This window comes from Roseovarius litoreus (assembly GCF_900142765.1).
Taxonomy (GTDB): domain Bacteria; phylum Pseudomonadota; class Alphaproteobacteria; order Rhodobacterales; family Rhodobacteraceae; genus Roseovarius; species Roseovarius litoreus.
The window spans coordinates 334,660-347,388 of record NZ_FRCB01000002.1; the positions used below are offsets into that span (position 1 = coordinate 334,660).

At 63.0% G+C, this 12,729-nt stretch carries 10 protein-coding genes; 4 read left to right on the forward strand and 6 right to left on the reverse strand.

The annotated features are described in order from the left end of the window. The first annotated feature begins 53 nt into the window (after positions 1-53). The 3 genes from lpdA to uvrA all read left to right on the forward strand — a co-directional run bounded on the left by lpdA (position 54) and on the right by uvrA (position 5,173). Positions 54-1,448 carry a dihydrolipoyl dehydrogenase gene (gene lpdA / locus F3H35_RS05835; protein WP_149778664.1) on the forward strand — a complete coding sequence of 465 codons (1,395 nt, stop codon included), beginning with the start codon at positions 54-56 and terminating at the stop codon, positions 1,446-1,448. A 163-nt stretch (positions 1,449-1,611) separates the two neighbouring features. Next, complete coding sequence (locus F3H35_RS05840; RefSeq protein WP_223228319.1) at positions 1,612-2,169, forward strand: class I SAM-dependent methyltransferase; 558 nt, start codon at positions 1,612-1,614, stop codon at positions 2,167-2,169. A gap of 139 nt (positions 2,170-2,308) precedes the next feature. Next, entirely contained in the window at positions 2,309-5,173 is a 2,865-nt protein-coding gene (gene uvrA, locus F3H35_RS05845) for an excinuclease ABC subunit UvrA (RefSeq protein ID WP_149778665.1), read from the forward strand. Positions 5,174-5,336: 163 nt separating this feature from the next. Here the strand turns inward: uvrA and F3H35_RS05850 are convergent, their stop codons facing one another. The 5 genes from F3H35_RS05850 to F3H35_RS05870 all read right to left on the reverse strand — a co-directional run bounded on the left by F3H35_RS05850 (position 5,337) and on the right by F3H35_RS05870 (position 10,022). After that, positions 5,337-5,540: a YgaP family membrane protein gene (locus F3H35_RS05850; RefSeq protein ID WP_149778666.1), complete on the reverse strand. Its 204-nt coding sequence runs from the start codon at positions 5,538-5,540 to the stop codon at positions 5,337-5,339. A gap of 88 nt (positions 5,541-5,628) precedes the next feature. Then, positions 5,629-6,501 (reverse strand): 3-hydroxyisobutyrate dehydrogenase, encoded by an 873-nt coding sequence (gene mmsB / locus F3H35_RS05855; protein WP_149778667.1) that lies wholly within the window; start codon positions 6,499-6,501, stop codon positions 5,629-5,631. A 3-nt stretch (positions 6,502-6,504) separates the two neighbouring features. Beyond that, positions 6,505-7,548, reverse strand: a complete 1,044-nt coding sequence (locus tag F3H35_RS05860) for an enoyl-CoA hydratase/isomerase family protein (protein ID WP_149778668.1) — start codon at positions 7,546-7,548, stop codon at positions 6,505-6,507. Beyond that, positions 7,545-8,687, reverse strand: coding sequence for an acyl-CoA dehydrogenase family protein (locus tag F3H35_RS05865; RefSeq protein ID WP_149778669.1), 1,143 nt, complete (start codon positions 8,685-8,687; stop codon positions 7,545-7,547). Before F3H35_RS05865 ends, F3H35_RS05860 begins: the two co-directional genes overlap by 4 nt. Positions 8,688-8,888: 201 nt before the next feature. Then, positions 8,889-10,022: a carboxylate-amine ligase gene (locus tag F3H35_RS05870; RefSeq protein ID WP_149778671.1), complete on the reverse strand. Its 1,134-nt coding sequence runs from the start codon at positions 10,020-10,022 to the stop codon at positions 8,889-8,891. A gap of 348 nt (positions 10,023-10,370) precedes the next feature. Between F3H35_RS05870 and F3H35_RS05875 the strand changes: the two genes are divergently transcribed. Further along, the gene (locus F3H35_RS05875; RefSeq protein WP_149778672.1) at positions 10,371-11,066 is read left to right on the forward strand and encodes a hypothetical protein; all 696 of its coding nucleotides are present in this window, start codon (positions 10,371-10,373) and stop codon (positions 11,064-11,066) included. A 78-nt stretch (positions 11,067-11,144) separates the two neighbouring features. On the opposite strand, the gene F3H35_RS05880 is transcribed toward F3H35_RS05875, so the two are convergent. Then, positions 11,145-12,644: a CoA-acylating methylmalonate-semialdehyde dehydrogenase gene (locus F3H35_RS05880; RefSeq protein ID WP_149778673.1), complete on the reverse strand. Its 1,500-nt coding sequence runs from the start codon at positions 12,642-12,644 to the stop codon at positions 11,145-11,147. Positions 12,645-12,729: the final 85 nt, after the last annotated feature.

Genomic DNA, 12,729 nt, shown 5'->3' on the forward strand with positions numbered 1-12,729 from the left:
GATCCTGCGTCAGATAGTTTAATGTCAAACTAAAATCTGAAGCGGAGTCGGCGATGGCGGCGAAATCCTTTGACATGATCGTAATCGGGGCAGGACCGGGGGGCTATGTGGCCGCGATCCGGGGCGCCCAGCTGGGCCTGAGCGTGGCGGTCATCGAACGCGAGCATATGGGCGGTATCTGCCTCAACTGGGGCTGTATCCCGACCAAGGCGATGCTGCGCTCGTCGGAAGTGTTCCACCTGATGCACCGGGCCAAGGAGTTCGGGCTGAAGGCCGATGGTATCGGCTATGATCTGGAGGCGGTGGTCAAACGCTCGCGCGCAATCGCCAAGCAGCTCAATTCCGGGGTGGGCCACCTTCTGAAGAAGAACAAGGTGACCGCGATCATGGGCGAGGCGACGTTGCCCGCCAAGGGCAAGGTCAGCGTCAAGACCGACAGCGGCACCGAAGTGCTGGAGGCGCCGCATATCGTGCTAGCCACGGGCGCGCGGGCGCGCGAATTGCCGGGGCTCGAGGCGGATGGCGATCTTGTCTGGACCTACAAGCACGCGCTGATGCCGCCGAGAATGCCCAAGAAGCTGCTGGTCATCGGATCGGGTGCGATCGGGATCGAGTTTGCCAGTTTCTACAACACGCTTGGCGCCGAGACGACCGTGGTCGAGGTGATGGATCGCATTCTGCCGGTGGAGGATGCCGAGATTTCCGGCATGGCCAAGAAGGCGTTCACCAAGCAGGGCATGACCATCCTTGAAAAGGCCATGGTCAAGAAGCTCGATCGTCAGAAGGGCAAGGTGACCGCTCATGTCGAGATCGGCGGCAAGGTGGAAACGCGCGAGTTCGACAGCGTGATCTCGGCGGTGGGTATCGTGGGCAATACCGAAGGGCTGGGGCTCGAAGCGCTTGGCGTCAAGGTGGACCGGACCCATGTGGTCACCGACACCCATTGCCGCACGGGCGTCGAGGGGATCTATGCGATCGGCGATCTGGCGGGTGCGCCCTGGCTTGCGCACAAGGCCAGCCACGAGGGCGTCATGGTCGCCGAGATGATCGCCGGCAAAAAGGTGCATCCGGTCAAGCCCGAGAGCATCGCGGGCTGCACCTATTGCACGCCGCAGATCGCCAGTGTCGGCATGACCGAGGCGCAGGCCAAGGAGGCCGGTCACAAGATCCGGGTCGGCCACTTCCCGTTCATCGGCAATGGCAAGGCCATCGCCCTTGGCGAGCCGGAGGGGATGATCAAGACGATCTTCGACGACAAGACCGGCGAGCTTCTGGGCGCGCATATGATCGGCGCGGAAGTGACCGAGCTGATCCAGGGCTATGTGGTGGGCCGCCAGCTGGAGACCACCGAGGAGGACCTGATGCACGCGGTCTTCCCGCATCCGACGCTGAGCGAGATGATGCATGAGGCGGTTCTGGATGCCTATGACCGGGTGATCCATATCTGAGCGGATAAGGTGGGGGCGCGGCCCCCGCCGATCAAATCCCGGGGGGATTTGATCGACTCCCCCGGGATATTTGTGGCCAGAAGAAACACGCGGGCCGGCGCGGGCTTGCGGCGTGGCGCGGGGCGTGCACAATTGCAGGGCGGGATTGCAGGGAGATGTGCGCGTGCCGAGTGTGAACAGGGTTGTGATGCAGCGCACGTCGCGGCGGTGGCTGGAGGCGCTGCCTCTGGAGCGGATGGACGCGGCGGAGGTCTCGGGCAAGTTCGGCCACAGGTTCCAGTTTCGCAGCTATCGGCGCTATCGCTATCCCGCCTATGATGTCTGTGCAGGGCCGTATCGCGACGAGGATGGTGCGGCGCTGAGCTTCGACATCATCCTGGCCAACCAGGTCTGGGAGCATCTGGACCGGCCCTATGCCGCCACGCGCAACGTGCTGGAGATGCTGAGGCCGGGGGGGTATTTCTGGGTTGCGGTGCCGTTTTACATCCCCTGGCATGGCGATCCGGTGGATTGCTCGCGCTGGACGGCGCGGGGCTTGAAGAACCTGCTGATCGAGGCGGGGTTCGACGAGGACAAGGTGCGCGCCGGGCAATGGGGCAACCGCGCGGCGGCGCTGCGCAATTTCGAGACGCCCTGGCCGCCGGCCTATGACCGGGAGCGGGACGATCTGACCAATGAGCCGGATTTTCCCATCTGTTCCTGGGCGCTGGCGCAGAAATAGCGCGGCTTTGCGCGCGTTTGCGCGCCGAATGCGGTGGCGGCGCAAGCGCTTGCGCGCATGTTCATGAAATGTTCACTTTTTTGACTTGGACGACTCGGCGCGCTCAACTATCTGTAGGGCAGCGTTCACGGGGGCAGGCATGGCCGAGCTGAAGAATATCGAGGTGCGCGGCGCGCGCGAGCACAACCTCAAGTCCATCGATGTGGATATTCCGCGCAACGAGTTGGTGGTGATCACCGGGCTGTCGGGGTCGGGCAAATCGAGCCTGGCGTTCGATACGATCTATGCCGAGGGGCAGCGGCGCTATGTCGAAAGCCTGAGCGCCTATGCGCGGCAGTTTCTGGACATGATGCAGAAGCCAGATGTGGATCATATCAGCGGGTTGAGCCCGGCGATTTCCATCGAGCAGAAGACCACCAGCAAGAACCCGCGCTCGACCGTGGGCACGGTGACGGAAATCTACGATTACCTGCGATTGCTCTTTGCCCGCGTCGGCACGCCTTATAGCCCTGCCACCGGCAAGCCCATCGAGGCCCAGCAGGTGCAGGACATGGTGGACCGGATCATGGCGATGGAGGAGGGCACGCGCGCCTATCTTCTGGCGCCCATCGTGCGGGACCGCAAGGGCGAGTATCGCAAGGAGATGCTGGAGCTGCGCAAGCAGGGGTTCCAGAGGGTCAAGGTGGATGGCGCGTTTCACGAGCTGGACGATCCGCCCAAGCTGGACAAGAAGTTCCGCCACGATATCGACGTGGTGGTGGACCGGATCGTGGTCAAGGACGGCTTGCAGACCCGGTTGGCGGACAGTCTGCGCACAGCGCTTGATCTGGCGGATGGGATCGCCGTTCTGGAGACCGCGCCGAAAGAGGGCGAGGGCGAGCCGGAGCGCCATATGTTCAGCGAAAACTTCGCCTGTCCGGTGAGCGGCTTCACGATTCCCGAGATCGAACCGAGGCTCTTTTCGTTCAACGCGCCGTTCGGCGCCTGCCCGGATTGCGACGGTCTGGGGGCGGAGCTGTATTTCGACGAGCGGCTGGTGGTGCCGGATGGCACGCTCAAGATCAGCGACGGGGCGATCGCGCCCTGGCGCAAGGGCAAGAGCCCGTATTTCCTGCAGACCATCGAATCCATCGCCAAGCATTACGAGTTCGACCGCAACGCCCGCTGGAAGGACCTGCCCGCCCATGTGCAGCAGGTGTTCCTGTACGGGTCGGGCGAGGAGGAGATCCCGTTTCGCTATGACGAGGGTGGCCGCGTCTATCAGGTGACCCGCAGTTTCGAGGGAGTGATCCCCAATATGGAGCGGCGCTATCGCGAGACCGACAGCAGCTGGATCCGCGAGGAGTTCGAACGCTATCAGAACAACCGGGCCTGCGGCACCTGTGGCGGCTACCGGCTGCGCGAAGAGGCGCTGGCGGTGAAGATCGCGGGGCTGCATGTGGGGCAGGTCGTGGAGATGTCGATCCGCGAGGCGCATGCCTGGTGCGCGGGCGTGCCGGAAAGCCTGAGCGCGCAGAAGAACGAGATCGCGCGGGCGATCCTCAAGGAAATCCGCGAGCGGCTTGGGTTTCTGAACAATGTGGGGCTGGAATACCTGACGCTGAGCCGCAATGCCGGCACGCTGTCGGGGGGCGAGAGCCAGCGCATCCGGCTGGCGAGCCAGATCGGCAGTGGGCTGACCGGGGTTCTTTACGTGCTGGATGAGCCGAGCATCGGGCTGCATCAGCGCGACAACGGGCGGCTGTTGCAGACGCTGCAGAACCTGCGCGATCAGGGCAATACGGTGATCGTGGTCGAGCATGACGAAGAGGCGATCCGCACCGCCGATTACGTCTTTGATATCGGCCCCGGCGCAGGCGTGCATGGCGGGCAGGTGGTGAGCCACGGCACGCCCGAGCAGATCACCGCCGATCCGGCCTCGATCACCGGGCAATACCTGTCGGGCGCCCGCGAGATCGCGGTGCCCACCGAGCGGCGCAAGGGCAATGGCAAGGTGGTGGAGGTGGTCAAGGCCACCGGCAACAACCTGCGAGATGTGAGCGCGCAATTCCCGCTTGGCAAATTCGTCTGTGTCACCGGCGTGTCGGGCGGGGGCAAATCCACGCTGACCATCGAGACGCTGTTCAAGACCGCCTCGATGCGGCTCAACGGGGCGCGGCAGACGCCGGCGCCCTGCGAGACGATCAAGGGGCTGGAGCATCTGGACAAGGTGATCGATATCGATCAGCGGCCCATCGGGCGTACGCCAAGATCGAACCCGGCCACCTATACCGGCGCCTTTACCCCGATCCGCGACTGGTTTGCCGGGCTGCCCGAGGCCAAGGCGCGCGGCTACAAGCCGGGGCGGTTTTCCTTCAACGTGAAGGGCGGGCGCTGCGAGGCGTGTCAGGGCGACGGGGTCATCAAGATCGAGATGCATTTCCTGCCCGATGTCTATGTGACCTGCGAGACCTGCAATGGCGCGCGGTATAACCGCGAGACGCTGGAAATCCGCTGGAAGGGCAAGTCCATCGCCGATGTGCTGGACATGACGGTGGAGGATGCGCGCGAGGTTTTCAAGGCGGTGCCGAGCATCCGCGAGAAGATGGATGCGCTGGCGCGGGTGGGCCTTGGCTATATCAAGGTGGGCCAGCAGGCGACGACGCTTTCGGGTGGCGAGGCGCAGCGGGTGAAGCTGTCGAAGGAGCTGTCGAAGCGATCAACGGGGCGGACGCTCTATATTCTGGACGAGCCGACGACGGGGCTGCATTTCGAGGATGTGAAAAAGCTGCTGGAAGTGCTGCATGAGCTGGTCGAGAGCGGCAACACGGTGGTGGTGATCGAGCATAACCTCGATGTGGTGAAAACCGCCGACTGGATCATCGATATCGGTCCCGAAGGGGGCGATGGCGGTGGTGAGATCGTGGCTGTCGGCACGCCCGAGGATGTGGCCGAGGTGGAGCGCAGCCATACCGGGCGGTATCTCAAGGAGATGCTGGCGGCGCGCAAGGTGGCGGCGGAATAGGCGGGCGCAGCAGGCCAAGCCCGCTGCGCCGGGAGGCGCGAAAGTCTGCTTCAAGTCGTTTCGCGAAAACCTGATCCCCAGATTTTCGAGAAAGGCAGTGCTCCGGTCAATCGTTGCACGTATTCCACCTTGAGCTGATGCCTCAGGGTACAGGCGGAACGTTTTATTTCTTCAACGGGCAGGTGTTGAACCCGAAGATCGAATAGGCGGGGCAGGTGCCCAGAATGCCGGTCACCAGCGGGATGATCCCGATGAGATAGAGCCAGCTATAGGCGCCTTCCTGATTGAGGGCGAAGCCCGCGATGAGCGCTGCGCCCACGAGGATGCGAAGTGCGCGGTCGATGCCGCCGACGTTTTTCTTGAACATGGGACGTTCCTTTCACCAATGATGCCCCGTGTGTGACACATCTTCGCAAAGTTGAATATGATATGGATCAATTGGTCGGGGTCATGGATCAGCTGTAGCCGCGTTTTTCGAAGCGTGGCAGCATGGCCGAGAAATCGCGGCCCATCCCGTCTTCGCGTTCGACGAATTCGGCGTAGAGCTTCATCGCGGCTTCGCCAAGCGGCGTGTCGGCATCTGCGGCGGCGGCGGCCTCTTGGGCGAGGCGAAGGTCCTTGAGCATCAATTCGGCGGCGAAGCCGGGCTTGTAGTCGTTGTCGGCGGGGCTTTGCGGGCCGATGCCGGGGGCGGGGCAATAGGTGGTCATCGACCAGCTGGAGCCCGAGGAGGTGGAGACCACATCGAACATCGCCTGTCGGTCGAGGCCCAGCTTGTCGGCCAGAGCGAAGGCCTCGCAGGTGACGATCATCGTGGCGCCAAGGATCATGTTGTTGCAGATCTTGGCGGCCTGACCATTGCCAGAGGGGCCGCAATGAACGGCTTTTTGCCCCATGATGTCAAAGAGTTCACGGGCGATATTAAACCCAGATTCGTCGCCGCCGACCATGAAGGTGAGGGTGCCGGCCTGCGCGCCGCCGACGCCGCCCGACACGGGCGCATCGAGCGCGGACAGCCCGGCGTCCTGCGCCTGACGGGCCACGGCGCGGGCGCTTTCGACATCGACGGTGGAGCAGTCCAGCAGAACGGCGCCCTTGTCCATGGCGGGGATCACCTCGGCTGCGACCTTGCGCAGGATCTGCCCGTTGGGCAGCATGGTTATGACCACCTGCGCGCCGGTTGCGGCCTCGGCCGCGGAGGCGGCGCGTGCGACGCCGTCGATCGTGACATCGGCGGTGTCGAAGCCGGTCACGTCATGACCCGCGCGTGCGAGATTGGCCGCCATCGGGCCGCCCATATTGCCCAATCCGATGAATCCGATTTTCATGGCCTATCCTTCCTTGTGGTCTGTGAGGGGTGCCGCGTCGAGCGGCATCAGCATCCGGCTGACATCGCTGGCGGGAAGCGTTTCGAGATCGTGACGCCAATTGGGGGCGTTGTCCTTGTCGATGATCCGGGCGCGGATGCCTTCGAGGAAATCGCCATGCTCCATCGCGCGGTAGGTGAAGCGGTATTCCAGATCGAGCGCGCGCCGGATATCGGCGGCGGGATCGCGCAAACGGTGGATCATCTCGACTGTGCAGGCCATGGAGAGGGGGGAATTGCGCGCGATCTTCTGGAGCGCGTCACGGGCCAGAGGGCTGTCATCGTGCTGCAGGGTCTGCAGGATGTCATGGAGGCTGGCGCCCGCGAAGGTGGCGTCGATGACGGGTCGGGCCGTGCTCAGCGCCCCTTGCGGGGGCGTCTCGCTTGCGGGGGCGATGGCCGAGATGTCGCCGGTGTCGCACAGCGTGGCGATCAGATCGGGCCAGCGATCACCGGGAACGAAGCTGTCGGCAAAGCCTGCAAGGATTGCGTCGGCCGGTCCCATGCGCGCGCCGGTGATCCCGAGATATTCGCCCAGATGGCCCGGCGCGCGGGCCAGAAGAAGCGAGCCGCCGACATCCGGCACCAGCCCGATGGAGCATTCGGGCATGGCGATCTGGCTGGTCTCATTCACGATCCGGTGGCTGCCGTGGCAGCCGATCCCGACGCCGCCGCCCATCGTGAAGCCCTTCAAGAACGCGATGTAAGGCTTTGGATATTCTGCAATTTTCGCATTCAGGCGGTATTCGTCGCGCCAAAAGCCGCGACCGTAGTCAAGATCGCCCGCGCGGCCCGTGTCGTAGAGCTTCTGGATATCGCCGCCCGCGCAGAAGGCCTTGTCGCCCGCGGCATCGATGACCACGAGCGCCACGGCGGGATCGTCGCGCCATGCATCTAGCGCCTCTTCGATCTCGAGGCTCATCTGATGGGTCAGGGCGTTCAGGGCCTTGGGGCGGGTCAGGGTGATCCGCCCGGCATGGCCCTCGATGCGGATGTCGATATCGGTCATCTTTCGGCCAGCATCTGACGGGCCACGATCAGGCGCATGATCTCGTTCGTGCCTTCGAGGATTTCATGGACGCGCAGGTCGCGGACCAGTTTTTCGATTCCGTAATCGGCAAGGTAGCCGTAGCCGCCATGCAGCTGGAGGCATTGGTTGACGATGTTCGAGCCGGCTTCGGTCACGAATTTCTTGGCCATGGCGCAGAATTTGGTGGCATCGGGCGCGCCGGTGTCGAGTTTCCAGGCGGCCTGACGCAGGAAGGTGCGGGCGGCCTGAAGCTGAATTTCCAGATCGGCGAGGCGGAACTGCAGCGCCTGGAACTGGTCGATCGGTTTGCCGAAGGCCTTGCGCTCGCCCATGTAGGTCAGGGTCATGTCGAGCGCCTGTTGGGCCGCGCCAAGCGAGCAGGCGGCGATGTTGAGCCGGCCCCCGTCAAGCCCGGCCATGGCATAGGAAAACCCCTTGTTTTCCTCGCCGACAAGGTTGTGGGCGGGGATGTTGCAATCGTCGAACTGGACCTGTGCGGTGGGCTGGGAGCGCCAGCCCATCTTGTCTTCGAGGCCACCGAAGCTGAGGCCGGGGGTGCCGTCTTCGACATAGATTGTGGAGATGCCGCGGGGGCCGTCTTCGCCGGTGCGGACCATCACGATATAGGCATCCGAATAGCCGCCGCCCGAGATGAAGGCCTTGGTTCCGTTGAGAATATAGCCCTCGTTGCTGCGCTCGGCGCGGGTTTTCAGGGCGGCTGCATCCGAGCCGGAGCCGGGTTCTGTGAGGCAGTAGGAGAGCACGGTTTCCATCGAGAGAACACCGGGCATGACGCGGGCTTTCATCTCGTCGGAGGCGAAGCTGTCGAGCATCTTGGCGCACATGTTGTGGATCGACAAAAACGCAGCGACTGAGGGGCAAGCCATTGAGAGGGCTTCGAAAACCAGTGTCGCATCAAGCCGGGACAAGCCCGAGCCGCCACCCTCTTCGGAGACATAGAGCCCGCCGAAGCCCAGCTCGGCGATCTGAGGCCAGAGCTCTTTGGGGATGGTGCCCTCACGCTCCCATGTGCGCGCATGGGGCGCGATGTTGTCCTGCCCGAAGGCGCGAGCCATGTCGAAAATGGCGGTCTGTTCTTCGGTCAGCGCGAAGTCCATGCCGGGTTTCCTCCTCCTCGGGGTGGTCGCAAGCGAATTGAACGCATGTTTAATTATCAATTCTTGCAAGAGTTTTGCAAGGCGTCGTCAGGATCCCGGTTTGCGCCTTGGAAAACAGGGAAAAAGGGGCTCTGTATCACGTCGGTATAACGTCGGTATCGCGTCGGTGCGGTTTTCGGTGCGATGTGCGGTTTTTCGGGTTCAGAGATCGGCGTGGAATTCCTCGATCAGGTGGCGGACCACGGCGCGCAGAGCGTGGTCGGGATCGTCCTCGGCCTGCAGGGCGTCGGCATAGACCTGACGCTGACGGCCGGCGGAGGTGCCGGTCCGCAGCATGTCGCGGGCGCCTTCGATTTCGGCCAGGGATTCGAAGAAGGCGGCGTCCTCGTCCAGCAGGTCGATCAGCTCTTCGATCAGGTCGCCCATCGGGACGATCTCGCCCAGACCGAAATCGATCAGCCCCTCGGTCACGCCGTAGCGCTGCGCGCGCCAGCGGTTTTCGGAGACCAGAAAGCGGTCATAGATGCGCCAGCGCTGATTGCGGATCGCCAGACGCCAGAGCATCCGGGCCAATGCCTGCGTGATCGCGGCAAGGGTGAGCGCGTGTTCCAGCCGGGGCTGCACGTCGAAGATGCGGGTTTCGAGCGTGGGGAACTGGTGCGAGGGGCGCAGATCCCACCAGATTTTCGAGCTGTCCTCGATCACGCCGAGATCGACGAGCGCCGAGACCGAGCGTTCGAACTCGCCATAGCTTTCCATGCGGGGGGGGAGGCCGGTGCGGGGCAGGTTGTCGAACACGGTCAGCCGGTAGCTGTTGAGGCCGGTGTCGTGGCCCTGCCAGAAGGGCGAGGAACAGCTGAGCGCCAGAAGATGCGGCAGGAAATAGCTGAGCTGGTTCATCAGGTCGATGCGGCGGTCGGGCGGGTCGATGCCGACATGGACATGCATCCCGCAGATCAGCATCCGGCGCACCACGCCGGCCAGATCGCCGGCCAGCGTGTTGTAGCGGTCCTTGTCGGTATGGGTCTGTTTGCGCCAGTCGGCGAAGGGGTGGCAGGCGGCGGCGATGGGGGAGAGGTTGTAGCGCGCGGCGCAGTCGGCCACGGTGGAGCGCAAGCGCTTGAGATCGTCGCGGGCGTCGGCCACGGTGCGACACACGCGGGTGCCGATTTCGATCTGGCAGTTGAGAAATTCCGGGCTGACCTGACCTTCGAGGCGGCTTTGGCAGTCTTCCATCAGACCCTTGGGAGCGTCGGCCAGCGCGCATGTGTCACGGTCAACGAGGAGGTATTCCTCTTCGATGCCGATGGTGAATTCGGGATGAGTGAGGGCCATGGCATCTCCGGATGTGGTCGTTTTGCGTCCATTGCAGCACGGGACAGGCGGTTTGGGCAAGCGATGCGTGATGCTGGCCGAGGGCAGAGACGAATCATTGCCGTGCGGCGGCGGTCGGGCGTTGTCGCTAAAAGGGGAAACAATTCTATGGGAATTGCGGGTTTTGTGTCGAAAGTGACGCCAAGTCCTGTGTGGATGCAGGATTGTGTTAGGAAAGTTGCCGAAATATGATACGTGCCGCGATGTAATGATTTTTTGAGTCTTCGTACGGCTGGTGCTTGGGCCCGTTTTTTGGGCGATGTTCTACCTCCGTGCCGTTTTACAACAGTTTTTATCTGGAGGTTTTTCATGACCAACCGACGCAATAGATTTTCGACCCTGGCGGGTGCCGCATTGATCGGCGCGCTGGCAACAGGGGCCAACGCGGCCACCGTCCACGAAGTGTTCTACCTGGGTGGGCATGATGGCGTGGCGAATTCCCACGAATACACCAGTGGCGACCTGACGCTGACCGTGACCGCGTTCAAGCACAACAAGGGCGATCTGAAGAAGCAGATCGATGTCGGGCAATGGAGCACCGGGCTTGGCGCGCAGTTCAAGGGTGACAAGGATCACCGGGTGGATGGCCGTGGCGGCGATGAGATGCTGCTGTTCAGCTTCAACCGCGAGGTGACACTGAAATTCGTCGGTGTCAGCTATTTCGACCATGATGATGACGTGGAAATCGCGAGCTATTTCATGGGCAAGAAGGGCCTGAAGCTGGACGAGTACAATTCGGATGTCGATCTGGACCCGTGGTACAAGTCCACCTGGTATTACAATGGCAGCAGCGACGATCACGGCCAGGTCTGGCTGGATTCGGACGAGCAGGTGACCAGCAAGTTCATCGGGATCGGGGCGGATCACAAGGACGATCAGTTCAAGGTCTCGAAGATCAAGGTTTCCTATGAACATATCGCGGCGATTCCGCTGCCCGCCGGTCTGCCGCTGTTGCTGGGGGGCTTTGGCCTTCTGGCGCTGCTGCGCAAGCGCAAGAGCGCCTGAGCAGGCCATATCGGACAAAGCAAAAGGCGCCGCATTTGCGGCGCCTTTTTTCGTGGCTCGAAGGACCCGGAGGGCCGATCACTCCATCGGTTTGAAGTTGAATTCGCCGCCGTCCTTGATGCCCGAGGGCCAGCGCGATGTGACCGTCTTGGTGCGGGTGTAGAACTTGAAGGCGTCGGGGCCATGCTGGTTCAGATCGCCGAACATGGATTTCTTCCAGCCGCCGAAGGTGTGATAGGCCAGCGGCACCGGGATCGGCACGTTGATGCCCACCATGCCGATATTGATCCGCGATGCGAAATCGCGCGCGGCGTCGCCGTCACGGGTGAAGATCGCGGTGCCGTTGCCGTATTCATGGTCCATCGCCAGCTTGAGGGCTTCCTCGTAGGAGGCGGCGCGCACGGTGCTGAGGACCGGGCCGAAGATCTCTTGCGTGTAGATGTCCATGTCGGGGGTCACCTTGTCGAAGAGATGCGGGCCGACGAAGAAGCCGTCCTCGTAGCCCTGGAGCGAGAAGTCGCGGCCGTCGACCACCAGCTCGGCGCCCTGATCGATGCCGGACTGCACCAGCCCGAGGATCTTCTTTTTCGCCTCGGCGGTGACGACGGGACCGTAATCCACGTCGTCGCCTGCGGTGTAGGGGCCGACTTTGAGCTTTTCGATGCGCGGCACCAGCTTTTCGATCAGGCGGTCGGCGGTCTCGTCGCCGACGGGCACGGCCACGGAAATCGCCATGCAGCGTTCGCCTGCGGCCCCGTATCCGGCGCCGACAAGGGCATCGGCGGCCTGATCCATATCGGCGTCGGGCATGATGATCATGTGGTTCTTGGCGCCGCCGAAGCACTGCACGCGCTTGCCGTTCGCGCAGCCACGGCCATAGATATATTCGGCGATCGGGGTGGAGCCGACGAAGCCGATGGACTGGATCACCGGGTGGTCGATGATCGCGTCGACGGCTTCCTTGTCGCCGTTGACCACCTGCAGGAGGCCCTTGGGCAGGCCCGCTTCTTCCATCAGCTCGGCGAGCATCAGGGGCACGGAGGGGTCACGCTCGGACGGCTTGAGGATGAAGGCGTTGCCGCAAGCCAGGGCGGGCGCGAACATCCACATCGGGATCATTGCGGGGAAGTTGAAGGGTGTGATCCCGGCGGTAACGCCGAGGGGCTGTTTCATGGAATACATGTCGATGCCGGGACCGGCGCCGTCGGTGAACTCGCCCTTGAGCATCTGCGGCGCGCCGATGCAGTATTCGACGACTTCAAGGCCGCGCTGCACATCGCCCTTGGCGTCGGGGAAGGTCTTGCCGTGTTCGGCGCTGAGCGCCATGGCGAGCTTGTCCATGTCGCGGTTCAGAAGGCGGACGAATTCCATCATCACGCGCGCACGGCGCTGCGGGTTGGTGGCGGCCCATGCGGGTTGGGCGGCGGCGGCGATCTCGACCGCACGGCTCATTTCCTCGGACGAGGCCAGCGGGCAGCGCGACTGCACCTCGCCGGTGGCGGGGTTGAAGACATCCGAAAAGCGGCCCGATGTGCCTTTGACGTGCTCGCCGCCGATATAATGGGTGAGTTCCTTCATGGTGTCCTCCGATATGACGATTTGCGCGCAGGGTAGCCTTGCAAATATATTTGTAACAGAGGCAATATTCCAAAAGGATCATGCA

What these genes read in the sequence shown, in the direction of transcription:
- F3H35_RS05870 (WP_149778671.1), bottom strand. Translation starts at nt 10,022, where the DNA reads ATGGCCCTCACTCATCCCGAATTCACCATCGGCATCGAAGAGGAATAC.
- F3H35_RS05865 (WP_149778669.1), bottom strand. Translation starts at nt 8,687, where the DNA reads ATGGACTTCGCGCTGACCGAAGAACAGACCGCCATTTTCGACATGGCT.
- mmsB (WP_149778667.1), bottom strand. Translation starts at nt 6,501, where the DNA reads ATGAAAATCGGATTCATCGGATTGGGCAATATGGGCGGCCCGATGGCG.
- lpdA (WP_149778664.1), top strand. Translation starts at nt 54, where the DNA reads ATGGCGGCGAAATCCTTTGACATGATCGTAATCGGGGCAGGACCGGGG.
- F3H35_RS05880 (WP_149778673.1), bottom strand. Translation starts at nt 12,644, where the DNA reads ATGAAGGAACTCACCCATTATATCGGCGGCGAGCACGTCAAAGGCACA.
- uvrA (WP_149778665.1), top strand. Translation starts at nt 2,309, where the DNA reads ATGGCCGAGCTGAAGAATATCGAGGTGCGCGGCGCGCGCGAGCACAAC.
- F3H35_RS05875 (WP_149778672.1), top strand. Translation starts at nt 10,371, where the DNA reads ATGACCAACCGACGCAATAGATTTTCGACCCTGGCGGGTGCCGCATTG.
- F3H35_RS05860 (WP_149778668.1), bottom strand. Translation starts at nt 7,548, where the DNA reads ATGACCGATATCGACATCCGCATCGAGGGCCATGCCGGGCGGATCACC.
- F3H35_RS05850 (WP_149778666.1), bottom strand. Translation starts at nt 5,540, where the DNA reads ATGTTCAAGAAAAACGTCGGCGGCATCGACCGCGCACTTCGCATCCTC.